The sequence below is a fragment of the Streptomyces hawaiiensis genome (assembly GCF_004803895.1).
Lineage (GTDB): Bacteria > Actinomycetota > Actinomycetes > Streptomycetales > Streptomycetaceae > Streptomyces > Streptomyces hawaiiensis.
On sequence record NZ_CP021978.1, the window covers coordinates 8,216,583 to 8,238,166 of the forward strand.

The 21,584-nt window shown below is 71.7% G+C and carries 22 protein-coding genes and 1 pseudogene; 12 read left to right on the forward strand and 11 right to left on the reverse strand.

Features of this window, described 5'->3' with window-relative positions:
- Positions 1-165: 165 nt before the first annotated feature.
- The 3 genes from CEB94_RS37280 to CEB94_RS37290 form a co-directional block, all read right to left on the reverse strand.
- A complete protein-coding gene (locus tag CEB94_RS37280) occupies positions 166-1,347 on the reverse strand; it encodes an FUSC family protein (protein WP_175437331.1) in 1,182 nt (393 codons plus the stop codon).
- A 154-nt stretch (positions 1,348-1,501) separates the two neighbouring features.
- Positions 1,502-2,167, reverse strand: coding sequence for an HAD family hydrolase (locus tag CEB94_RS37285; protein WP_175436350.1), 666 nt, complete (start codon positions 2,165-2,167; stop codon positions 1,502-1,504).
- Between the two features lie 39 nt (positions 2,168-2,206).
- Positions 2,207-3,247: a PHP domain-containing protein gene (locus tag CEB94_RS37290; RefSeq protein WP_175436351.1), complete on the reverse strand. Its 1,041-nt coding sequence runs from the start codon at positions 3,245-3,247 to the stop codon at positions 2,207-2,209.
- Between the two features lie 123 nt (positions 3,248-3,370).
- On the opposite strand from CEB94_RS37290, the gene CEB94_RS37295 reads away from it, so the two are divergent.
- Positions 3,371-4,180, forward strand: coding sequence for an SDR family oxidoreductase (locus CEB94_RS37295; protein ID WP_175436352.1), 810 nt, complete (start codon positions 3,371-3,373; stop codon positions 4,178-4,180).
- Between the two features lie 66 nt (positions 4,181-4,246).
- Positions 4,247-4,483 carry a hypothetical protein gene (locus tag CEB94_RS37300; RefSeq protein ID WP_175436353.1) on the forward strand — a complete coding sequence of 79 codons (237 nt, stop codon included), beginning with the start codon at positions 4,247-4,249 and terminating at the stop codon, positions 4,481-4,483.
- A gap of 17 nt (positions 4,484-4,500) precedes the next feature.
- On the opposite strand, the gene CEB94_RS37305 is transcribed toward CEB94_RS37300, so the two are convergent.
- The 4 genes from CEB94_RS37305 to CEB94_RS37320 form a co-directional block, all read right to left on the reverse strand.
- A complete protein-coding gene (locus CEB94_RS37305; RefSeq protein WP_175436354.1) occupies positions 4,501-5,046 on the reverse strand; it encodes a VanZ family protein in 546 nt (181 codons plus the stop codon).
- A gap of 586 nt (positions 5,047-5,632) precedes the next feature.
- Entirely contained in the window at positions 5,633-6,295 is a 663-nt protein-coding gene (locus tag CEB94_RS37310) for a DUF4230 domain-containing protein (RefSeq protein WP_175436355.1), read from the reverse strand.
- A 105-nt stretch (positions 6,296-6,400) separates the two neighbouring features.
- A complete protein-coding gene (locus CEB94_RS37315) occupies positions 6,401-6,778 on the reverse strand; it encodes an anti-sigma factor antagonist (RefSeq protein ID WP_175436356.1) in 378 nt (125 codons plus the stop codon).
- 206 nt (positions 6,779-6,984) lie between these two features.
- Entirely contained in the window at positions 6,985-7,422 is a 438-nt protein-coding gene (locus CEB94_RS37320; protein ID WP_175436357.1) for a MarR family winged helix-turn-helix transcriptional regulator, read from the reverse strand.
- A gap of 103 nt (positions 7,423-7,525) precedes the next feature.
- On the opposite strand from CEB94_RS37320, the gene CEB94_RS37325 reads away from it, so the two are divergent.
- Complete coding sequence (locus CEB94_RS37325) at positions 7,526-8,980, forward strand: aldehyde dehydrogenase family protein (protein WP_175436358.1); 1,455 nt, start codon at positions 7,526-7,528, stop codon at positions 8,978-8,980.
- Between the two features lie 23 nt (positions 8,981-9,003).
- A complete protein-coding gene (locus CEB94_RS37330) occupies positions 9,004-10,110 on the forward strand; it encodes an NAD(P)-dependent alcohol dehydrogenase (RefSeq protein ID WP_175436359.1) in 1,107 nt (368 codons plus the stop codon).
- 18 nt (positions 10,111-10,128) lie between these two features.
- Here CEB94_RS37330 and CEB94_RS37335 read toward each other — a convergent pair whose 3' ends face one another.
- The gene (locus tag CEB94_RS37335; protein WP_175436360.1) at positions 10,129-11,079 is read right to left on the reverse strand and encodes an NADP-dependent oxidoreductase; all 951 of its coding nucleotides are present in this window, start codon (positions 11,077-11,079) and stop codon (positions 10,129-10,131) included.
- Positions 11,080-11,150: 71 nt separating this feature from the next.
- Between CEB94_RS37335 and CEB94_RS37340 the strand changes: the two genes are divergently transcribed.
- The 6 genes from CEB94_RS37340 (at position 11,151) to CEB94_RS37365 (ending at position 16,680) form a co-directional block, all read left to right on the forward strand.
- Positions 11,151-12,095 (forward strand): GlxA family transcriptional regulator, encoded by a 945-nt coding sequence (locus CEB94_RS37340; RefSeq protein ID WP_175436361.1) that lies wholly within the window; start codon positions 11,151-11,153, stop codon positions 12,093-12,095.
- 265 nt (positions 12,096-12,360) lie between these two features.
- The gene (locus tag CEB94_RS37345) at positions 12,361-14,067 is read left to right on the forward strand and encodes an ATP-binding protein (protein ID WP_175436362.1); all 1,707 of its coding nucleotides are present in this window, start codon (positions 12,361-12,363) and stop codon (positions 14,065-14,067) included.
- Between the two features lie 4 nt (positions 14,068-14,071).
- Positions 14,072-14,482, forward strand: a complete 411-nt coding sequence (locus CEB94_RS37350) for a roadblock/LC7 domain-containing protein (protein ID WP_003994857.1) — start codon at positions 14,072-14,074, stop codon at positions 14,480-14,482.
- On the forward strand, positions 14,479-14,850 hold the full coding sequence (locus tag CEB94_RS37355; protein WP_175436363.1) for a DUF742 domain-containing protein: 372 nt from the start codon (positions 14,479-14,481) through the stop codon (positions 14,848-14,850). The genes CEB94_RS37350 and CEB94_RS37355 overlap by 4 nt, the downstream gene beginning before the upstream one ends.
- Positions 14,831-15,433 (forward strand): GTP-binding protein, encoded by a 603-nt coding sequence (locus CEB94_RS37360; RefSeq protein WP_175436364.1) that lies wholly within the window; start codon positions 14,831-14,833, stop codon positions 15,431-15,433. The genes CEB94_RS37355 and CEB94_RS37360 overlap by 20 nt, the downstream gene beginning before the upstream one ends.
- A complete protein-coding gene (locus CEB94_RS37365; RefSeq protein WP_175436365.1) occupies positions 15,430-16,680 on the forward strand; it encodes a cytochrome P450 in 1,251 nt (416 codons plus the stop codon). Before CEB94_RS37360 ends, CEB94_RS37365 begins: the two co-directional genes overlap by 4 nt.
- 167 nt (positions 16,681-16,847) lie before the next feature.
- Here the strand turns inward: CEB94_RS37365 and CEB94_RS37370 are convergent, their stop codons facing one another.
- Positions 16,848-18,356: a hypothetical protein gene (locus CEB94_RS37370; RefSeq protein ID WP_175436366.1), complete on the reverse strand. Its 1,509-nt coding sequence runs from the start codon at positions 18,354-18,356 to the stop codon at positions 16,848-16,850.
- An 847-nt stretch (positions 18,357-19,203) separates the two neighbouring features.
- Here CEB94_RS37370 and CEB94_RS41370 point away from each other — a divergent pair.
- A pseudogene (locus tag CEB94_RS41370) lies at positions 19,204-19,476 on the forward strand (pyridoxamine 5'-phosphate oxidase family protein); the annotation flags it as partial.
- A 79-nt stretch (positions 19,477-19,555) separates the two neighbouring features.
- Complete coding sequence (locus CEB94_RS37375) at positions 19,556-19,948, forward strand: VOC family protein (RefSeq protein ID WP_175436367.1); 393 nt, start codon at positions 19,556-19,558, stop codon at positions 19,946-19,948.
- Between the two features lie 273 nt (positions 19,949-20,221).
- Here the strand turns inward: CEB94_RS37375 and CEB94_RS37380 are convergent, their stop codons facing one another.
- Positions 20,222-20,518, reverse strand: coding sequence for a DUF4235 domain-containing protein (locus CEB94_RS37380; RefSeq protein WP_030845173.1), 297 nt, complete (start codon positions 20,516-20,518; stop codon positions 20,222-20,224).
- A 34-nt stretch (positions 20,519-20,552) separates the two neighbouring features.
- Positions 20,553-21,578 (reverse strand): glutathione S-transferase family protein, encoded by a 1,026-nt coding sequence (locus CEB94_RS37385; RefSeq protein WP_175436368.1) that lies wholly within the window; start codon positions 21,576-21,578, stop codon positions 20,553-20,555.
- Positions 21,579-21,584 lie beyond the last annotated feature (6 nt).

Here is a 21,584-nt window from a genome sequence, read left to right on the forward strand (position 1 = left end):
ACCCGGCTGGCGCGGATTGCACGTGGGGAGAGAGAAGCCCCGGCCGGACGGGGGAATCACGGCCGGGGCGGCTCAGGGGCGGATCCTGTCCGGACCCACACCTTGTTCAACGGGCAACCACCGCTGGGTGTTCCGGGCCCCGCGCACCGGGCCCGGTGAGGTGCGTCACTGCTCCTGGTCGCCCGGAACAGTCTCGGCCCAGAGGTTCTCCGCCTGGAGCAGCAGCGTGCCCAGGACCATGGTGTGAGCGGCCCCCTCCCCGGCGTGTCGGCGCAGCTTTTCCTGCAACTCCTCGTGCAGTTCCCGCATCGCCTTTTCGCTCTCCTCGCCCGGCCGGGCGGTCACGCTGCCGTCGAGCAGACTGTCGGCCTCCGCGCGCAGGGTGTCCCCGATCAGCTCCAGCAGACGCGCGTACGAGCGCAGAGCCGGGCCCTCGGGCGGGGCGGGCGTCCGCTTGTCGTCCACGGACACCGCGAGGGCCCGGGTGAGCGTCATGACGTGCCCGGTCGCCCGGGCGAGCCGCTCGTCCTCCTCCTCAGACGGCAGGACACCTCCGTGCGGCACGCGGTGCAGGGCGCGCAGCGGGGCGTAGGTCAGGCGCAGGCTCTCCTGGCTCCACCGGCGCGCCGAGCGCAACGCCTTCAGACGGTGGTCCAGTCGCGTCGCGGCGCTGACCCAGCCGGAGGCGGTCTGCGCGCCCCACTCGCCCTCGCGCAGATCGCCGGCCACGGTGTGCAGCACGTCCCCCGCCTCCCGGGCGAGCGCCGCCAGGTTCTCCCGTACGTCCCGCAGGTGGATCGGCGGCAGGACGAGCGCGTTGACGGCGACGCCGATGACGGCGCCGATCGCGGCCAGCCCCACCCGGTGCCCGACCGCGGACAGGCTGACCATGCCCGAGGAGATGGTGAACAGGGCCGTGGTCGCCGCGTAGATGCCCTGGTCGCCGAAGCGGGGCCAGTTCGCCAGCAGCATCAGCACCGGCACGGACAGCGCGAGCGCGCCGGTCGTGTCGTCGGTGATCGCCTGCGCACCCGAGGCGAGCAGGGTGCCGACACAGATCGCGCCGAACTGCCGCGCGCCCTGCACCAGCGAGCTGAACACGGTGGCCTGCACCAGCACCAGCGCCACCCAGGGCGCCATCAGCGCCAGTGGGTCGCCCATCCAGACGCCGCCCACCAGCCACGCCAGCACCGCCGCCCCGGCCGCCTTCAGCGACTGGACGACCAGATCCCGCTCCCGCCCGGGCCCGCGCCACGCCGCCCGCGCGGCGTTCCAGGCGCCCCGCGTGTCGCGGCGTACGGCATCCACCGGCCGCACGGCGCGCGCTCCCTGCTCCAGGCCGCGCATCCGCCCCTGCGCCGTCGGTGCTCCCCGGGGCCGCCCACCCGGGTCCTCGTCGCTGTCCCTCCGCCCGCGGAAGACTCCCGCCGTCCGCCGTACCGCACTCGTCACACGCGTCATGCGCTGCGGGTATCCGTGTGACCGGCGGTTTCACGTCGCCTCACGACAGTGGACTGTCGCCGAGGGCCGACAGGAGGTGCGCGGGGTCGGCGTAGACCGCGTCCGCGCCGGACTCCTCCAGATCGGCGCGCGGGACGCCGCCGCACAGGACGCCCACACAGCGCACCCCGGCGCTGCTTCCCGCGCGCATGTCCCACACGGTGTCGCCGACGAACACCGCCCGCCGCGCCGGCACCCCGGCCAGCTCCAGAGCGTGCTCGACCGGCTCGGGGGCGGGCTTGCCCTCGTTCACGTCGTCGGCGCCGGCCGTGGCGGCGATGGCCTCGTCCGCGTCGATGGCCCGGCGCAGTGCGCTCAGCTCCGCGCCGCCCGCCGAGGTGGCCAGCACCACCGTCCAGCCGTCCCGGTGCAGCCGCCGCAGCAGCGCCCCGGCCTCCGGCAGCGCGGGCAGCCGGTCGAAGTACTGCCCGTACAGCGCCTTGTGCCCGGCGCTGATGGCGGCGTCCTGGTCCGTGTCCCGGTCGTCGCCCAGCAGATGGGCGATCAGGTCGGTCGACGGCAGGCCCACGGCCCGGTGAACGGCGTGCATCGGCACCTGGTGGCCCGCCTGCCGGAAGGCCTCCCACCAGGTCACGACATGCAGATGGTTGGTATCGGCCAGCGTGCCGTCGACGTCGAACACGGCCGCCCGTCCCGCGCTTCCCATAAGTGCAGTCCCTTCGTCTCAGGCCGCGCGGGTACCACGTCAGCCGCCCGCCACGCCGGACGGCACCCGCCGCTCACGCGTCCAGGTCAGCAGCTCGTCGAGGGACCACGTGGTCACCACCCGCTCGGGCGGCACCCCGCACTCCTCGGCCCGGGCGCACCCGTTGATCTGCCAGTCCAGCTGCCCCGGCGCGTGCGCGTCGGTGTCGACGGAGAACAGCACCCCCGCGTCCACGGCCCGGCGCAGCAGCCGCCGCGGCGGGTCCAGCCGCTCCGGCCTGCTGTTGATCTCCAGCGCCGTACCGGTCTCCGCGCACGCCGCGAACACCTCGTCCGCGTCGAACTCCGACTCCGGCCGCCCCCGCCCGGTCACCAGCCGCCCCGTGCAGTGCCCGAGCACGTCCGAGTGCGGGTCGCGTACGGCGGCCACCATCCGGCGGGTCATCGACCGGGCGTCCATGCGCAGTTTGGAGTGCACCGACACCACCACCACGTCGAGCCGGTCCAGCAGCTCCGGCTCCTGGTCGAGCGTGCCGTCCTCGAGGATGTCGCACTCGATGCCGGTCAGCAGCCGGAACGGCGCCCAGGTCTCGTTCAGCTCCGCCACCACGTCCAGCTGCTCCCGAAGCCGCTCGGGCGACAGCCCGCGGGCCACCGTCAGCCGGGGTGAGTGGTCGGTCAGGGCCGCCCACTCGTGGCCCAGTTCCGCGGCGGCGCGGCCCATCTCCTCGATCGGGCTGCCGCCGTCCGACCAGTCGGAGTGCAGATGGCAGTCCCCGCGCAGCAACGCCCGCAGCTTCTCCCCGCCCCGCACGGCCGGCCGCTCCCGCGCCTCGCCCTCCAGCTTCGACAGATAACCGGGCACCTGGCCGGCCAGGGCCTCCCGCGCCACCTGCGCCGTCTTCGGGCCGACCCCCTTGAGCTTCTCCAGCGAGCCGTCCGCCGCCCGCCGCCGCACCTCGTCCTCGCCCAGGTCCTTCAGCACCCGGGCCGCCGTACGGAAGGCGCGCACGCGGTAGGTCGGTGCCAGGGACCGCTCCAGCAGGAAGGCGATCCGGTCCAGTGCCTCGACGGGGTCCATCGCCACCTCCACCTCAAGGGTTCCCCAGCGCCCGGCGGGCCGCACGACGGGCGGACGGTTTGCCCGGTATCCCCTCGGGTACTGCGATGCCTCGTCCCCACTCCGTCGACGAGGAGGCTCGTCATGTCCGCTCCGAGCGCGTCACCCAGCAAGGTCGCCGTGATCACCGGCGCCGACTCCGGCATCGGCCGGGCCACCGCCGTACGCCTGGCGCAGGCGGGCATGGACGTCGGCATCACCTATCACAGCGACCGCAAGGGCGCGGAGGAGACGGCCGACGAGGTGCGCTCGCACGGGCAGCGGGCCGAGGTCGCCCGGATGGACCTCACCCGGCTGCCCGACGCCGCCGACACCGTCGACGACCTGTGCGAGCGGCTCGGCCGCATCGACGTGCTGGTCAACAACGCCGGCACCGGCACCATGACGCCCTTCCTCGACCTGGAGCTGTCCGACGTGCGGGAGGTCCTCGACGTCGATCTCGTCGGGCCGTTCCTGTGCGGGCAGAAGGCGGCCCGGCACATGATCGGGCACGGGGAGGGGGGCCGGATCATCAACGTCACGTCCGTCCACGAGCACCAGCCGCGGGTGGGCGCCGCCCCCTACTGCGCCGCCAAGGGCGGTCTCGGGCTGCTCACCCAGGTCATGGCGCTCGAACTGGCCGAGCACCACATCACCGTCAACGCCGTCGCGCCCGGCGAGATCTCCACGCCCATGACCGGGCAGGAGGACACCGACCCGCACACCGAGAGCCGCCCGGGCATCCCGCTCGGCCGGCCCGGTGACGCCCGCGAGGTCGCCGCCGTCATCGCCTTCCTCGCCGGTCCGGACGCCTCGTACGTCACCGGCGCGTCCTGGAGCGTCGACGGCGGCATGCTGCGGATGGGCCCGCAGGCCGGCTCCCACCTGACCGGGCACGACTGGCGCCGCCCCTGAGCGGCCGGCCGGTCCGGCGGGCGCCCTGAACCCGCGCCGGCGCCGGTTGCGTTCTACGCTCGATGCATGACCGAAAGCGCGAGCCCGTACATACCCCACCCGCGGATCATGGTGCTCGGGGTACAGCCGGGCACACCGCCGTTCCGGATCGTGGAGATCGACGGTCAGGTGGTCGGGGAGGCCCGGGCCGTCACCGACGTGCTGACGGCCGCGGCCGCGTTCGGCATCACGGTGCACGACATGGACGACCCGGACGTGGTCCGCTGGGTGGGCGGAGACAAGTACACCTGGACCGTGCACTGAGCCTTGTCCGCCGCGCACTAGGCCTTGCCGGCCGACGGTTCCTTCCCCGCCCGGCCCGGCCGGGGCTTGCGCGCGTGCACGGCCCTGCTGAGGCGGCGTCCCAGGAGCAGGTAACCGATGAGCGCGCCCGTCGTGTTGAGGATGACGTCGTCGACGTCGAAGGCGCGGCCCGTGACCAGGGCGCCCTGGGCGAACTCCACCAGGAGCATCACGATCGCGGTCAGGAGCAGCACGCGCAGGATGCCTCGGGTGCGGGGCGCGACCACGGGCACGAGGACGCCGAAGGGAATGCCCAGCACGATGTTGCCGCCGATCTGCTTGACGGCGTCCCGCAGTTCGGGCTGGTCGAGATAGGCCCTCAGAGAACTGCCCGGCTGCAGATTGCTGTGGGTCAGCGCCTCCGAGGCGGGCGAGGGCTGGAGGGTCAGCCGGGCCAGCACCACGGCGAAGGCGACCATGAACGTGAACGCGCACAGCACCGCCAGCAGCCGGACGGGCCACGGGAGCGGGCGTCGCTCGCTCCCGGACCCGGTGGTCCGGGGACGTGAGGCTGCACTGGCCATGGTGAGTCCTCCAGTCTTCAACTTCCCTGCGTGACAAGGCGGTTACCCCCGGGCGGGCCGAGGATGCCGTGGGGGGCCGTTCCCGGCCACGGTCGCCGACGGCATCGCCGGGGACCGTTCCCACCGTCGGTTTCCCCGCGTTCCCCGGAGCACTCCCGGCCAGGAGCCGCGCGCCGAAGTGCCGCTCGGTGGGCCGCGGCGGACGGTGGCCCACCGGTGAACGGCTGGATCCTCGCCCCCGCGCTCGCGAGCGCGGACACCGCCGGGGTCTTCCTAGGCCCCGGCCAAAGGTGCCCCGGCCAAAGGCCCCGGCCGGGAGAGGGGGACGGGTGCGAGACGACCGGCTCCGGCGAGGAGCCGGGGACCCGGCGGCGGCTGAGCCGAATCCCCGGACATCATGACGCTGGTCCCCGCCGCCACCGGGCCCCGCCCGGCGTCCTGCCCGGCCTCGTCCAGGCCGCGCCGGGGCTCATCCCCACGACCGGGGCCGACACCCGGCCCGGGCTCCTCGCCGCCCGGGTCGGGCCCCTGCCGTTCAGGCGTCCGCGGTCCGGGCACGCCGAGGACCACGTCCTACGGGAGCCGATCAGCTCCCGTACGAGACACGCACCTCCTTGAAGCCCAGGGAGCGCAGCAGGCCCTCGAGCATGCCGGTGGTGTTCGACTCGGCGCGTGCGGTCAGCTCGCTCTCCTTCGCCGCGTCGCCGATGTGCCGTACCGCGAGCTTCTGCACGGCCTGCTCGCCGTTGGGGTTGTCCGAGAAGAGGTCGCCGAGGCGGTCGAAGAGACCGCGCTGCTTGGAGACCGCGTAGGAGCGGTCGGGGTCGAGGGCGGGCCTGCCCAGCTGCGCGTGGGGCAGCCGGAGCGTGGCGGACGTGCGGTCGTCGTTGACCTTCACGTCGTTCTCGCCGACCTTGCCCAGGTCGACATAGGCGTCGACGGTGCCCGCGCCGACATACAGGGTGCGGGTGCCGCGGATGGCGTCGGGCAGCAGCTTGGCGTCCTTCTCCAGGTCGACGACGACCTGGAAGTTGCCGGAGGCGGCGTCGTAACGGCTGATGTCCTGGATGGACTTCAGCAGCGCGGGGCCGGACCGGTCGTGGGTGTCGGTGCCGAACAGGTCCTTCAGGCCCGGGAGCACGCTGAGCCGGAGCCCGGCGAAGAACACGACGAGCACCAGCACGAGCGCGGCCACCACCTTCGCCCAGCCGGGCATGCGCCTGGGGAGGCGCTTGACGGGAGTCGTCATGCGACGGCCCTCCTTCCTACCGTCCGGATGCCCGCCACAGCCCGCGCCAGACCGCCGAGTTGAAGAGGGAACGGCCCCGGCGGAAGCACGCGGGGCGCACGCCCGTCACGGGCGGGAGGTCGCCTCCGGCTGCTCCAGCGCGGCGTCCAGCGTCGGCTGCGGAGGCAGGATCCGGGACAGGCCGGTGATCCGCAGGACGCGCAGGGTGAGCGGGTGCGCGCAGACGAGGAGCACATGGCCCCGCCGGTCCAGCACCCGGCTGCGGGCCCGGTACAGCAGCCGCAGTCCTGAGCAGTCGAAGAAGTCGATCCCGCTGAGGTCGATCACGACCCGGGCGGCGGGGCGGTCCGTCTCCCGGTCCAGGTGCGGTGCGATCTCCGTGGCCGCGGCGAGGTCGATCTCGCCGCGGAACTCCAGCACCGTGTGTCCCCGTTCCTGGCGGACGCGCAGATGCCGGGTGAGCGGTGCAGGTTCCTGCCGCACGACGAGATCGCCTCCAGCCTGCTCCGTGCGTGGGGAGGGGCTACGGCCTCAACGCCGTTCCCCGCCCTGCAAGTTACCCTCCAACGAGTGAATTTGAGCATGTTCGATTGACATATGTCTTTGAATTCCGGCCGAGTTGGCCGAGGTTCACGCCGGGGCGTGCGCGGGCGTGTCCGCGGGGGGCGTGTCACCGAGCCCGGGGGGGGTCAGGACAGGGCGTGCCACGCCCTGGCGAGTGCCTCGCGGAACTGCTCGGTCTGGTGCGCGGTGAGGTCGCGCACCATCCGCTCCTCCAGCTCCCGGACGGGCCCGGCGTGCCGGGCGAGCATCTCACGGCCGTCTTCGGTGAGCAGGATCAGCAGCTCCCGGCGATTGCGGGGGTTGCGTTCCCGGCGCACCAGCCCGCGGCGCTCCAGGGAGCGGACCAGGTCCGCGATGGACTGGGCGGTGACGAAGGAGTCGCGCGCCAGCTGGGCCGCGGACAGCCCGTCGTGCCGTTCCAGCACGGTCAGCGCCGTGTACTGAAGGGCGGTGATCCCGGAGGGTCTGACCAGCTCGTCCAGATGGGAGCGCACGACGAGCTCCACCTGCTTGACCATGTAGAGCAGGGAAGGGGGCGCCTTGGTCACCTGTGTGTCGAGCATGAGGGCAGGCTAGACCATTGACAGGAAACCTGTCTGTAAAGAGACTGCGCACAGACAGGAATCCTGTTTGTTGAAATCTTGGCGACGAAGCTGAGGAGTGGCGATGACCACCTTCGAGAGCACACCCGGGCAGCTGTTCATCGGGGGCCGATGGCGCGAAGCCGCCGACGGGGCGCGCACCGAGGTGGTCGACCCCTCCCGGGGCACGGTCGTCACCACCGTCGCCGAAGCGGGTCCCGCCGACGTCGACGCTGCCGTACGCGCCGCCCGCGAGGCCTTCGACGACGGCGCCTGGTCCGGCCTGAGCGGCCGCGAGCGCGGCCGGGTGCTGCATCGTGTCGCCGAGCTCATCCGGGAGAACGCCGACGAGCTCGCCGCACTGGAGAGCCTCGACGTCGGCAAGCCGATCACGCTGTGCGGCGCCGTCGACGTCACGAACGCGGCCAACGACTACGAGTACTACGCCCATCTCGCCCAGAGCCAGGACGGCGCGCTGCGCGACCTGCCCATGAACGCCCTCGCCTACACCAAGCGCGAGCCCCTCGGGGTGGTCGCCGCGATCACCCCGTTCAACTTCCCGCTGATCCTGGCCGGTTCGAAGCTCGCCCCGGCGCTGGCGGCCGGCAACACCGTCGTGCACAAGCCCGCCGACGAGACCCCGCTCAGCGCCCTGTACATGGCCCGGCTGCTCCAGCAGGCGGGCGTCCCCGACGGCGTGGTCAACGTCGTGACCGGCACCGGCCCGGTGGCGGGCGAGGCGCTGCTGCGGCACCGCGGAGTCGACAAGGTCGCCTTCACCGGCTCCACCGCGATCGGCCGGCACGTGGCGAGCGTCGCCGGCGAGGCGCTCAAGCCCGTCACGATGGAGCTCGGCGGGAACGCGGCCCACATCGTGTTCGAGGACGCCGACCTGGAGAAGGCGGTCGGCGCGGTCATCAAGGGCTTCGTCTTCAACACCGGCCAGTTCTGCATGGGCGGTCCGCGCCTGCTGGTGGCCCGTTCGGTGTATCCGACGATGCTCGGCATCCTCGCCGAGGCCGTGCCGGGCGTGCCGGTGGGCGACCCCCGCGACCCGGCCACGGTCATCGGTCCGATGGCGGCCGAGAAGCACCTGAAAAAGGTCGAGGAGTACGTCGCCCTGGCCCGCAAGGAGGGCGCCCGGATCGTCTGCGGCGGCGAGCGGCTCGACCTCGACGGCGGCTACTACTACCGGCCCACCGTCATCGCCGACCTGGCCAACGACTCCCGTGTGATCCAGGAGGAGATCTTCGGCCCGGTCCTCACCGTGCAGCCCTTCGACGACGAGGACGAGGCCGTCGCCCTCGCCAACTCCACGCCCTACGGCCTGGCCTCGGGCGTCCAGACCACCAACCTCGCCCGCGCCCACCGCGTCGCCGACCGGCTCCAGGCGGGCATCGTCTGGGTCAACGACTGGGCGATGCTCGACCCCGCGGTGCCCTTCGGCGGGGTGAAGGACTCCGGCTACGGCCGCGAGTACGGGCCCGAGGCCCTCGCCGGTTACACCAAGGTCAAGTCCGTCGTCGTCTCGCTCGACTGAGACACCGTCAAGGAGTCATCGCGATGCCCACCACCACACGTGCCGCGGTCGTCGAATCCGGCGGCGCGCCCTTCACCCTCTCCGACGTCGTCCTCGACGCACCCGGCCCGCACGAGGCGCTGATCCGCATGGTCGCCACCGGCCTGTGCCACACCGACCTGGGGGTGGCGAGCGGCGGGCTGCCCTTCCCGCTGCCCGGCGTCCTGGGCCACGAGGGCGCGGGCGTCGTCGAGGCCGTCGGTTCCGCCGTCACCGGCGTCGCGCCCGGCGACCACGTCCTGCTCTCCTTCACCTCCTGCGGCGGCTGCCGCAACTGCCGCGGCGGCCACCCCGCGTACTGCGCGACCTGGCTGCCGCTGAACCTGCTCGGCGGCACCCGCGCCGACGGCACGAGCACCATCAGCCGGGAGGGCGAGGCCCTGGGCGGCCACTTCTTCGGCCAGTCCTCCTTCGCCGAGCGGGCCCTGGCCGACGAGCGCAGCCTCGTCAAGGTCGACCCGGACGTACCGCTGGAGTCCATCGCACCGCTGGGCTGCGGGGTACAGACCGGAGTGGGAGCCGTCTGGAACGTCCTGAAGCCGGAGACCGGCGGCACGGTAGTCGTCCTGGGCGCCGGAGCGGTCGGCCTGTCCGCCGTGATGGCAGCGGCCCTCACTCCGGCCACCAGGATCGTCGCCGTCGACCGGGTCGCCGAACGCCTGGCCCTGGCGACGGAGCTCGGCGCCACCCACACCGTCGACACGAGCGGCACGGACCTCGCCCCGGCCCTCGCCGAGATCACCGGCGGGCAGGGCGCGGACGGTGTCGTGGAAACCACGGGCAACGTCGGCGTCCTGCGGCAGGGCGTCGACGCGCTCGCCGCCCGCGGCACCCTGGTCGTCGTCGGCGCGCCGCCCTTCGGGACCGAGGTCGCCCTGGACGTCAACGGCCTCCTCGGAGGCAAGCGGATCGTCGGTCTCACCCTCGGCGACAGCGAGACCCAGACGATGATCCCGGCCCTGGTCCGCCTGGTGAAGGACGGCCGGCTCCCACTGCACCGCCTGATCAGCACCTACCCCTTCGGGGACATCGACCGGGCGGTCCAGGACATGAGGTCCGGCAAGACGATCAAGCCCGTTCTCACCTTCTGATCCGCCGGGCCGACCGGGTCAGTCGTTCAGCAGCACCAGCTTCCCCGTGGTCCGGCCGGTGTCGCCCAGGGCGTGTGCCTCCGCCGCGTCGGACAACGGGAACGTCCCGGCGATCGTGGCGCGCAGCTTCCCGGCCTCGGCCAGTTCCGCGATCGCCTCCATGCCGCTGCGGTCGGCGTCCACCAGCATCCGCAGCGCCCGCACACCGAGCCGCTCGGCCTCCTCGTAGAGGTCGTCCGAGCCGCCCGGGAGGATCGAGACGAGGACACCGCCGGGGCGCAGCACGCGCAGCGAGCGAAGGGAGTTGTCGCCGCCGATCGTGTCCAGGACGACGTCGGCGTCCTTCACGGCCTCGGTGAAGTCCGTCTCCCGGTAGTCCACCGCCTCGTCCACACCGATCTCGCGCAGGAACTCGTGCTTGCCCGCGCTCGCGGTACCGATCACGTACGCACCGCGCGCCTTGGCGATCTGGACCGCCACATGTCCGACCCCGCCGGCCGCGGCGTGGATCAGCACCCGCTGCCCGGGCCGGAGGCCTGCGTGCTCGGTCAGCGCCTGCCAGGCGGTGAGCGAGACCAGCGGGAGCGCGCCCGCCCGGGTGTGGTCGACGCCGGCCGGCTTCCGGGCCAGGGCGCGGACCGGGGCGATGACGTACTCGGCGTGCGAGCCGTGCCCATAGGGATACGGCAGCATGCCGAAGACCTCGTCACCGGGCGCGAAGGCCACGACGCCGATGCCGACCGCCTCCACCACCCCGGAGACGTCCCAGCCCAGGACGAAGGGCGGCTCGCCCAGGAACCCGCCGGTCGCACGGTGCTTCCAGTCGGTCGGGTTGACCCCGGCGGCCCGCACCCGGACCAGTACCTCGTTCGGCTTCGGTACCGGGCGCTCGATCTCCACTTCCTTCAGGACCTCGGGGCCGCCGAGGACGTCCTGGCTGATGGCTCGCATCGTCTTCTGTGTGCTCATGGTCAACCAGCGTGCCCGTCTTCACGCCGCACGCCAATGGCACGATTGCCAACCTTCGATAGGATCGTGCCATGCGACGTGAGCGAGTGGTGGTCCTGGCCCTGGACGGGGTGTACCCCTTCGAGCTGGGCATCCCCAGCCGGATCCTCGGCGCGGCCGACGGCCGCTACGAGGTCCTCACCTGCTCGGTCGACGGCCGCCCGGTGCGCACCAACGCGGACTTCGGCGTCACCGTGGAGCACGGCCCCGAAATCCTGGCCACGGCGGGCACGGTGGTGATCGCGCCCGTCACGCCCGACCGGCTGACCGACGAGGTGTCCGACGACGTCCTGGCCGCCCTCGCGTCCATCCGCCCCGGCACCCGCATCGTCTCCATCTGCACCGGCGCCTTCGTCCTGGCCGCCGCCGGTCTCCTCGACGGGCGGCGGGCGACCACCCACTGGCTGGTCGCCGACCACTTCCGGCGCCTGTTCCCGCGCGTCGACCTCGACCCGGACGTGCTCTTCGTCGACGACCACCCCTTCCTCACCTCAGCCGGGGCCGCCTCCGGCGTGGACATCTGCCTGCACCTCGTCCGCAAGGACCACGGCAGCCGCCTGGCCAACAGCGTCGCCCGCCGCTGTGTCGTCCCGCCCTTCCGGGACGGCGGCCAGGCCCAGTACATCGAGCAGCCCGTCCCCGAGCGGGGCGCCGCGAGCACCGCCGCCACCCGCGCCTGGGCCCTGGAGCGCCTCGGCGAACCGCTCACCCTCGCCGACCTCGCCGACCATGCCCGGATGAGCCTGCGCACCTTTGCCCGCCGCTTCCACGACGAGGTGGGTCTCAGTCCCGGCCGCTGGCTGATCCAGCAGCGTGTGGTCCGGGCCCGGCATCTGCTGGAGTCCAGCGACCTGACAGTGGATCAGATCGCGGGCCGGGTCGGCTTCGCGACCGGCGCGTCCCTGCGCCAGCACCTGAACGCGGCGATCGGCGTCTCCCCCCAGGCCTACCGCCGCACGTTCCAGACCGCGCGCTGACGCCGGAGGCACGCGTGCGCGGCCTGGCGTACAGCCCAATTCCACTGGCAGCAAAGCCATTTGTCGACCTGTTGCCTTCTGTCGGAGCGTGACGGAACCCTCACGTCCGGCCGGGGGGCGAAGTTGATCCTTTCGGGCCCAAACCCGATAAGGTTCCGATCGGCGCTGCGAGTTGACGCGATCGCGTTCAGTCGACTCGCGGTGCGTACTCATGAGTGCGGTCCACACACCCCCCTGTTCGATCGTGTTGCTTCGAAGGATGCAGATGGAACTCGCCACTCCGCCACCGGCGGCGCGGGCCCCTGTCGCCTGGTACAGCTGGTGGTTGTTGCCGCTGGGCTTGGGAGGCGGGACCGTTGCCGCCACGTTCATGAGCTCGGAGCGAATAACCGCAGCCGTCGCCGGACTCGCGGCGACGGCGGCCGGTGCCGTGTGCGTACGGCTGCTGCTACGCACCCGGGCACAACTGCACCGGGCGGAGGGCTCCTTCCGTACCACGCAGGCCGAGCACAACCAGCAGTGGCAGCAGCATGTGGCGGGCCTGGAACGCAAGTTCGCCGCCGAGCGGGCCGGCCTGGAAGCCCAGCTCAACGAGCAGAACGCGACGTACGAGCGGCGCCTGGCCGACCAGAGCGCCACGTACGAGACGCAGCTCGCCGAGCACTCCCGGGCCTACGAGGAACGGCTGACCGAGCAGGCCACGTCCTACGAGGCCCAGCTCGCCGACCAGGCCGAGGTCTGGCAGGAGCAGCTCTCCCACCAGCTCGCAGCGGTCGCCCGGCTCGCCGACGAGCAGCTGCCCGACGCGATGGAGAAGCTGCGCGCCGGCGACGCCATCGACGACCTGCTGCCCACCGTCAACCAGTGCGCCAAGGTCAGTTCGGAGCTCCAGGCCGAACTGCGCAAGCTGCTGCGCACCTCCCTGATCGGCCTGGAGGCGGAGTTCGACCGCTCCACCTCCGCCGAGCAGGCCGTGATCAGCATCGGCAACCGCATCCACGTCCTGACCAGCAAGCTCCGTGGCCGTCTGCACGAGATGCAGGGCGAGCACGGCCGGCTGCCGGCCGTCGCCCGGGGCCTGATGGAGCTCGACCAGGAGCTCGGCCCCGCCGACTCGCTCGCCGCGAGCATCGGCGTGCTCGGCGGCTCCGACCGGCCCGGACGGCAGTGGCAGGAGCCGCAGCGGCTGCTGAGCGTGGTGCGCGGCGGCATCGGCCGGATCAAGGACTTCCACCGGATCCAGGTGCGCCACCTGCCCGAACTCGGCGTCGACGGCGGCCTCGTCGACCACCTCACACTGATCCTGGCCCACCTCTTGGACAACGCGGCCCGCTACTCGCCGCCCACCGAGCCGGTGCTCATCTCCGGCAAGGAGGTCCCCAACGGCGTCGGCATCGAGATCCAGGACTCCGGCAAGGGCCTGAGCGAGGAGAAGAAGCGCGAGGCCGAGCACGCCCTCGCGGGCACCGCGCCCGGCGCGGGCCTCGGCGGCATCACCGAGGACGCCAACATCGGCCTGCGCGTCGTCGGCGCCGTCGCCCGCCGCTACGGCATCCGCGTCACCTTCGCGGACTCGCCGTGGCTGGGCACCTCCGTGGTGGTCGTGGTCCCGCACAAGTACTTCAGCCCGCTGCCCACGGCCGCGCCCGCCCCGGAGGTCCGCACCGCCGCCCCGGCCCGCGAGACGCTCAGCGTGCCCGAACCACGGGCCGCGCAGGCCGAGACCGGGGAGACCACGCCCGGCGGACTGCCCCGGCGCCGCAGCAAGCGGAACGAGACGGAGGCGCCCAGGCCGGCCGAGCGGACCGAGCGGGGCGCCGTCGCCGCCGTACCGCCGGACGCGTCCTTCTCGGGTCTCGCCGCCTTCGCCACCGCCGGACGCGACGCGGCGGAGGCCTCCGAGGCGGCCGACGACCGCGACCCCCTCGCCGGACGCGAGTACACCGAGCACCGCACCGAAGAGAGCGACTAGTCCCATGACGCAACAAGGAACAGATGTGAGCTGGGCGCTCCGCGATCTCGTCGAGAGCATCCAGGAGATCCGCTTCGCCCTCGTGGCCTCCAGCGACGGCAAGGCCATCACCTCCTACGGCGCCGAAGACCCCGACGACGTCGACCGCTTCGCGGCCGTGGTGGCCGGCCTGCAGGCCCTGGCCCAGCCGGTCGCCGAGCAGTTCCCCAAGTACGCCGGGCAGTTGCGCCTGGCGATGATCGAGGTGGACGGCGGGCACCTCTTCGTCGTGCGCGCGGGTGTGGAGACGTACCTCGGTGTCCTCGCCAGGGAAGGCCTCGACCAGGGCCTGCTCGGGCACCAGATGAGAGACCTGGCCCGCAGGATGGGTGAGCTCCTCGGCACCACTCCGCGCCTGGAGGAGCACTCTGGATGAGTGCTCCCCGCAAGCCGTCGGACCCGTCCGGTCTCGAGCGCTACTACGTCCTCACCGGGGGGCGCAGCGGACCGGGCGGTTCGGCGTCGAGCCTCGACGTGGCGACCCTGGTCGTCTCCCGCGCCGCCCCGTTACCGGGCATGCAGCACGAGCACGAGGAGATCCTCCGCCGCTGCCGCGACCCGCTGTCGGTCGCCGAGCTCGGCGCTCACCTCGGGCTCCCCTTCAACATTCTCGCGGTGCTGCTGTCCGACCTGCTGGACGCAGGTCGCGTCGAAGCCCGTAACCCCATCCCGGCACACCAAGCCGGCCGCGGGCCCGACCTCGCGCTCCTTGAGGAGGTACTCAGTGGACTTGAAAGGCTTTGACCAACCCGGAGGCTCGGCCGGGGACACCCGCTCCGTGAAGGTGATGATCGCCGGCGGGTTCGGTACCGGGAAGACCACCATGGTCCGGTCGGTCAGCGACATCAAGCCGCTCACCACCGAGGAGACCCTCACCCAGGCCAGTGCCGACGTCGACCATCTCATCGGCGTCGCCGACAAGACGCAGACCACCGTCAGCCTGGATTTCGGCAAGATCGGCATCAACGAGAGCCTGGTGCTGTACCTGTTCGGCACGCCCGGGCAGGAGCGGTTCTGGTTCCTGTGGAACGGGCTGTTCAAGGGGGCCCTCGGCGCGATCGTCCTGGTGGACACGCGCCGCCTGGAATCCAGTTTCCGGGCGATCGAGGAGATGGAACGGCAGGAAGTCCCGTTCGTCGTCGCGCTGAACGTCTTCCCCGACTCGCGGAACTACCCGGCCGAGGAGATCCGGGACGCCCTGGACATCCCCGAGCACACTCCGGTCGTGGCCTTCGACGCCCGCGACCGGGCCTCCAGCCGGGACGTCCTCGTCGCACTGATCCACCATCTGAAGGAACGCTCGGCCGTGGCCCTGGAGCCCCGATGAACGACTCGACCGAATCCGGACTCCAGGCCGTGCGGGGCTGCCCCGTCGCCCACCACGGGGCCGACCTGACCAGGCTGTACGGCCCGGACGCCGCGACCGACCCGGTGGGCATCTACGAGCGGCTGCGCAAGGAGCACGGCTCGGTCGCGCCGGTTCTGCTCGAAGGCGACGTGCCCGCCTGGCTGGTCCTCGGCTACCGCGACAACCGGCGGGTGCTCGACAACCCCCGCCAGTTCAGCCGGGACGCGAGGATCTGGCGGGACTGGCGGGAGGGCCGGATCGAGGAGACCTCGCCGATCATGCCGATGGTCGGCTGGCGCCCCGACTGTGTGTCCCAGGACGGCGAACCGCACCGCAGGCTGCGCGGCGCCGTCACCGACGGGTTGCAGGCGGCGGCCGCCCGGGGCATCCGGCGGCACGTCACGTACTTCGCGAACAAGCAGATCGACGCGTTCGCCGACGCCGGGCGCGCCGACCTCGTGGCCGACTACGCCGAGCAACTGCCGATGCTCGTGCTCACCAGGATGCTGGGTCTTCCCGCGGCGGACGGGCTACGCCTGATCGAGTCGTGCGCCGAGGTCTTCAAGGGCGGTGAGGGCGCCCTCGAGCACAACGACCGGATCATGCAGATCCTCGCGGAACTCGCCGAGCGCAAGCGGGCAGAGCCGGGCTCCGACTTCGCCACGGCCCTGCTGGAGCACCCGGCCGGCCTCGACCACGACGAGGTCGTCAGCCATCTGCGCCTGGTGCTGATCGCCGCGCACACCACCACCAGCAACCTGCTGGCCCGGGTCCTGCAACGGGTCCTCACCGACTCCGCCCGGCTGTCCGGTCTGGTCAGCGGGGAGCTGAACATCTCCTCAGCGGTGGAAGAGGTCATGTGGGACACCCCGCCGCTGTCCGTGCTGCCGGGCCGGTTCGCAACCGCCGACCTGGAGCTCGGAGGCCATCACGTCCAGGAGGGAGAACTGCTCATCCTGGGCCTGGCCGCCGGCAACGTCGACCCGGAGGTACGGCCCGACCCGGCCGTCGCCGTGCAGGGCAACCAGTCGCACCTGGCGTTCAGCTCCGGACCGCACGAGTGCCCCGGGCAGAACATCGGCCAGTCCATCATCGAGATCGGCGTGGACGTCCTGCTGCACCGGCTGCCGGACCTGCGCCTGGCTGTACCGCCGGAAGAACTCAGCTCGACCGCCTCCACGTGGGAGTCCCGGCTGGACAGCCTGCCGGTCGAGTTCGCCGTCTAGGCCACGCCGGCAGACCGTTGCCCGGCCGGCTTCCGGCCGGGCAACGCCATGCGTGGGTGCAGGCGGTGGCTCACACACCCAGCAGGTCGTCAACCTGAGCTGCGTCCGGGGAGTTCGGCCGTGGCCACGGGGCACTCCTCGGTGGCGGAGCCTTCAGGGTTGACGCGTCAGCCGTCGAGCCAGTCGCCTGCGACGCCCGTGGGACGGTATCCCGTGGCGTTCCAGAGGAAATGCGGGTGGGCACAGCCGAACATGTAGGCGAGCAGTGCGGTGTCTTCCCGCCCGGTCTGAGGGTCGTGCAGGGTGTGGAACCTCTCGGATCCGACTACGCCGGCGTCTTGTTGGACATGACGGGCGCGCTCCGGCGATGGCGCGGCGCTGGATGCCTCCACGGCGGCGATGTAGGTGCGGCGCAAGATCTCCCATGTGCTGTCCGTGTTGCCGTACCAGGGGCCGTGCAGTGCTTCGAAGGCATGGAGCTCGGCGTCGAAGAGGGGCCATGTCCGGGGGTATTGGGCTCGACAGCGTGCGGACAGCTCGGCGGTCCGGGTGCTCAGTGCTGGTGCGGTGGGCCGCGGGGCGATGGTGAGGGTGGTGCCGTGGGTGAGGATGCCGGTGCACGGGTTGGGCTGCAGGTCGCACAGCGGGCACTCCTCGGCCGGGGGGAGGCCCTCAGTGATGCCGTCGAACCACAGGGCGTGGCGGCCCGTGAGCCCCATCCAGACGATGGTGGTGTTCATCAGCCAGGTGTTCCACATCGGGCTGTGGGCCTCGGGCATGCAGCCGTACTTGACGAGGGCTATCGCGCAGGCGGCGTAGAGCGCCTTGGTGTGGGTGGGCATGTCGGCGAGCCAGAAGTTGCTGATCTCGCCGGTGAGGGCGTCGGCTCGTACATCGGCCATGTCGTCGATGACGCGGCACAGCAGCAGGGAGGCGAGGTTCTCCTCCTGCCAGAGTTCGGTGTCGGGGGCGACGTGCCAGAACAGGCAGTCCAGCATCTGCAGCGCTGAGTAGGTGCTGTGACTGAGCGGGTTGGTCTGGGGGAGCATGACGCTGCCCGCGTCGTGCTGCTGGAGCCAGTACTCGTCGACGGACCGCTTGTGGGCTGCGAAGAGTCCGGAGACCAGGGCCCGTGCGCTGTTGGTGCTGAAATTCTCGGCCAGGCGGCCCTCGACGTGCCGGGTGAGGCGCGTTGTGTCGATGGTGTCGACCACGCGTTTGTATTCGTGGAAGACGAGGATGTCGTCCTCGAAGCGGTGGCGGTGGCCCAGGTCTCGTTCGAGGTCGTTCATCTGCCGGGTCCAGGACCATCCACCGGTCAGGACGCTGTCGAGTTCCCGGCGGTGCGGCCAGGTCTTGACGGTGAGGGGACGACCGGCGCTCTGCCGCCAGCGGTAGTCGTCCAGCGTGCGTGCGGGGGGCGCGGGCAGCCGACGGCACAGAGCGCAGGCGCAGACGTTTGTCTGCTCCTCCTCGCGCGGCGGGGTGAGTGCCCGGCTCCTCCAGGCCCCTTCCAGCATCGCGCAGGTCAGTCTGCAGACCTCGATGTCGGTGCTGACTTGGGGGAAGGCTGCTTCGATCATGCGCAGGCTGGTGTCGAGGTGCCTCAGCCTGGCGTAGCCCTCCTCGTCGGGCGGGAGAAACGCGGGCCGCGCCAGATGGAGGGCTCCCTCCACACGCAGCGTGGTGCTGGATTGAGGGGAGCCGAATGCGTTCAGCCGCTGCTGAGCGGCGTTCTGGGACCTTCGGTACTGCTCCGTGCTCCCATTGATGTGTTTCACCAAGAGGCGGGCCAGGGTGTTCCCTGCCTCCGTGGGGTGGAGCTGGGCGCCTGGCTGCGCCGGGAGCGAGCTGTCGGCGGACGCCTCCGGAACAGCACCTGCGACTCGAGATTTCACACCGGTCTCCCAATGAGCTGTGGTCCTGGCAACGGAATCGATCGACCGTGGTCGTCGACCGGCCGTGTCCGGGAATCTTCTGTACTTTCCGCGACGGCCTCGCCGGACAGCCGGACTCACGCGACCGGCTTTGGCTCCTGCTACGAACGACCGCGAGGGGCACGACTGCTGCGATGACGGCACTCCTGCCGCAAGGCGAGCACCTGCATCGCCGCCTCAGCTGTGTTGATCAGGAAGCACTCGCGGCCCGTCAGGCGTAGCGCGACCCCTGGATCCGAGATGCGCTGCTTCGCCCGAGGCGTGTGGGTGGCTGACCGGGGTGTCGAAGGGCAGGTCGAACCGGACGTCCTGAGGCATGTGTTTCCTTTCGGGAGACGGAACGCAGAGTCCCCCCACCCCTGCTGGCGGACGGTGCCGTGACCGCCCGCACACTCGAACTGGGTTTCGCGGTCCGAAAGTTGAACCGAGAAGCGGTACGAGGCTGCCCACGACGTGAATAAGCCATTCCGTGACCCTGCCGTGATCTCCGTTACTGCCCGAAGCGCATGAGCTGCGTATACTCCCTCGTCCCTCACCCGGTACCGGCTCGTCCACCGAGCCTCCGGAACCGCGGAACGCCACACTGAACCTCGCCGCGTCCGGCCGGGCCCGGCTGGGCATCGGGCCGACCCGTGACGTCGTCCTCGTCGAGGGCGCCGTCGAGACGGTCCAGCCCGGCGAGCTGACCGAGCAGGACGCCGAACTCTTCGCGGCCAAGACCGGGTTCGACCCTCGCCGACTCGCCACGCCGTACCTCTACTTCCGCGTCGTGCCACGGCGGGTGCAGGCCTGGCGGGAGGCCGACGAACTCGACGGCCGTGAACTCAAGTGCGACGGACGGTGGTTGAAGGCCGACTGAATCCGCCGGACCGGGATATCCGCAAGGTACGGATCCGCGGGGCACGACCGCCCCGCGGCCGGAATCCTGCGGAGGAGACATGGCACTGGTGAAAGCGGGGGTCCTCGTGCTCGACTGCGCCGAGCCCGAGAAGCTCGCCGTGTTCTACAAGGAACTGCTGGAGGGGGAGGAGTCGGACGCCACCGCCAACCGGGTGGAGATCAAGAGCGCCGACGGCTTCCGGATCGCACTGCGCCGGGACGTCAACGCGACCCCGCCCAGCTGGCCCCGCCCCGAGAACTCCCTGCAGGCCCATCTGGAGTTCGTGGTGGACGACCTCGACGCGGTGGAACGCCGCGTCATCAGCCTCGGCGGCCGCCCCCTGGAGGCCAAGGACCCCTCGGGCCCCCTGGAGGAGCGCGGCTACGCCGACCCGGCAGGCCACTCCTTCACCCTGCGCCGCACCGCGCCGACGGCACCCAAGCAGGGCTGAGCGAGAGGTTCAGCCGGTCGCCGGCAACGGCCGGACCCGAGTCAGGCCGTGAAGAGGGTGCTGGCCAGGGCCACGTGGACGGCCGTGCCGGCGAGAATGCCCGACTGGACCACGAGGGCCACGAAGGCGACACCGAGCGGAACCACCCGAGACCCACCGAGGCGCAGTGCCGGAAAGCGGCCTGCGCCGCTGAGCTTATTGAAAACGATCAAGGTGAACGGCTGAGGGCGGGCCGGCCCTGCCCGGCAGCCGCCGGGCAGGGCCGCGTGGCCGTCAGTCCCGGCCGCCCTTCTCGCCGGCCGGCCAGGTGCCGGTGGAACGCTCGATGGCCTTGGCGCCCGCGCGGTCCACGGCGCTGCGCACCACCGCGAAGATGGCGCCCTGGATCGCGGCGGCCAGCAGGACTTCGCCCCAGCCGCGGTCCTTGTCCAGCGCGTCGGGCGCGTCCTCCTCGTGCCGGATCGCCATCCACGTCTTGCGGAAGGCGAGCCCGGCCAGCCAGCCGCCCGACCAGCCGAGCACGAACCCGAGGGGCTGGTACGCGAGGGACATCTTCTTCTTCTTTGCCACGGGAACTCCTTGGTCGCTGAGGGGGATGAAGGGGTCAGGGTGTGTGCGCCGTCGGGATCCGCTCCTCGGCGCGGACCGGCCCGGGCGGTGTGCCGTCACCGAACGGCCGGCCGCCCAGCTCCTCGCGGTGGTGCGGGGCCTGCCAACCGGACGGGTCCGGGCCCAGCGGGACGACACGGGTCGGGTTGATGCCCGTGTGCACCTGGTAGTAGTGGCGTTTGATGTGGTCGAAGTCGACGGTGTCACCGAACCCGGGCGTCTGGTACAGGTCGCGGACGTACGCCCACAGCACCTGGTTCTCCGTCAGCTTCCAGCGGTTGCACTTGAAGTGGCCGTGGTAGACCGCGTCGAAGCGGACCAGCGTGGTGAACAGCCGGATGTCCGCCTCGGTGATCGTGTCGCCGACGAGGTACCGCTGCCGCTCCAGCCGCCCCGCGAGCAGCTCCAGCCGCCGGAACACGCCCGAGCAGGCGGCCTCGTACTCCTCCTGCCCGGTGGCGAAACCCGCTCGGTAGACACCGTTGTTGACGTCCTCGTAGACGTCCGTCATCACCTCGTCGATCTCGTCGCGCAGCGCGTCCGGATACAGGTCGGGCGCGCCGTCCCGGTGCAGGGCCGTCCACTCGGTCGCGAGATCGAGGGTGAGCTGCTGGTAGTCGTTGGTCACCAGCTGCCCGCTGGGCACGTCCACCATCGCCGGCACGCTGACACCGCCGGGGTAGTCGCTCTCGCGGCGGTCGTAGGCCTCGCTGAGAAGGCGGATGCCGAGGACCGGGTCGCGACCGTCCTCGTCCAGCGTGAAGCGCCAGCTGCGGTCGTCCTGGATGGGGTCGGCGACGGCCAGGGACAGGGCGTCCTCCAGGCCGAGCAGCCGCCGGGAGACCAGCGACCGGCTCGCCCACGGGCAGGCCCGGCTGACGACCAGACGGTAGCGGTCGGCCTCCACCGGCCAGCCGTCCCGGCCGTCCGCCGTGATCCGGTCCGCGAAATGCGCCTTGGACCGTTTGAACGCCCTCCTTCCGTAGTCGGTGTTGCCGTCGTCGCCGTCGTCGCGGCTCATGGGGGT

Bases quoted from the DNA above. Each gene is read 5' to 3' on its own strand.
- CEB94_RS37280 (WP_175437331.1), bottom strand. From the start codon at position 1,347: ATGCGCGGCCTGGAGCAGGGAGCGCGCGCCGTGCGGCCGGTGGATGCC.
- CEB94_RS37365 (WP_175436365.1), top strand. From the start codon at position 15,430: ATGAACGACTCGACCGAATCCGGACTCCAGGCCGTGCGGGGCTGCCCC.
- CEB94_RS37350 (WP_003994857.1), top strand. From the start codon at position 14,072: ATGACGCAACAAGGAACAGATGTGAGCTGGGCGCTCCGCGATCTCGTC.
- CEB94_RS37300 (WP_175436353.1), top strand. From the start codon at position 4,247: ATGACCGAAAGCGCGAGCCCGTACATACCCCACCCGCGGATCATGGTG.
- CEB94_RS37335 (WP_175436360.1), bottom strand. From the start codon at position 11,079: ATGAGCACACAGAAGACGATGCGAGCCATCAGCCAGGACGTCCTCGGC.
- CEB94_RS37375 (WP_175436367.1), top strand. From the start codon at position 19,556: ATGGCACTGGTGAAAGCGGGGGTCCTCGTGCTCGACTGCGCCGAGCCC.
- CEB94_RS37330 (WP_175436359.1), top strand. From the start codon at position 9,004: ATGCCCACCACCACACGTGCCGCGGTCGTCGAATCCGGCGGCGCGCCC.
- CEB94_RS37290 (WP_175436351.1), bottom strand. From the start codon at position 3,247: ATGGACCCCGTCGAGGCACTGGACCGGATCGCCTTCCTGCTGGAGCGG.
- CEB94_RS37310 (WP_175436355.1), bottom strand. From the start codon at position 6,295: ATGACGACTCCCGTCAAGCGCCTCCCCAGGCGCATGCCCGGCTGGGCG.
- CEB94_RS37305 (WP_175436354.1), bottom strand. From the start codon at position 5,046: ATGGCCAGTGCAGCCTCACGTCCCCGGACCACCGGGTCCGGGAGCGAG.
- CEB94_RS37320 (WP_175436357.1), bottom strand. From the start codon at position 7,422: ATGCTCGACACACAGGTGACCAAGGCGCCCCCTTCCCTGCTCTACATG.
- CEB94_RS37295 (WP_175436352.1), top strand. From the start codon at position 3,371: ATGTCCGCTCCGAGCGCGTCACCCAGCAAGGTCGCCGTGATCACCGGC.
- CEB94_RS37325 (WP_175436358.1), top strand. From the start codon at position 7,526: ATGACCACCTTCGAGAGCACACCCGGGCAGCTGTTCATCGGGGGCCGA.
- CEB94_RS37345 (WP_175436362.1), top strand. From the start codon at position 12,361: ATGGAACTCGCCACTCCGCCACCGGCGGCGCGGGCCCCTGTCGCCTGG.
- CEB94_RS37385 (WP_175436368.1), bottom strand. From the start codon at position 21,578: ATGAGCCGCGACGACGGCGACGACGGCAACACCGACTACGGAAGGAGG.
- CEB94_RS37285 (WP_175436350.1), bottom strand. From the start codon at position 2,167: ATGGGAAGCGCGGGACGGGCGGCCGTGTTCGACGTCGACGGCACGCTG.
- CEB94_RS37340 (WP_175436361.1), top strand. From the start codon at position 11,151: ATGCGACGTGAGCGAGTGGTGGTCCTGGCCCTGGACGGGGTGTACCCC.
- CEB94_RS37355 (WP_175436363.1), top strand. From the start codon at position 14,479: ATGAGTGCTCCCCGCAAGCCGTCGGACCCGTCCGGTCTCGAGCGCTAC.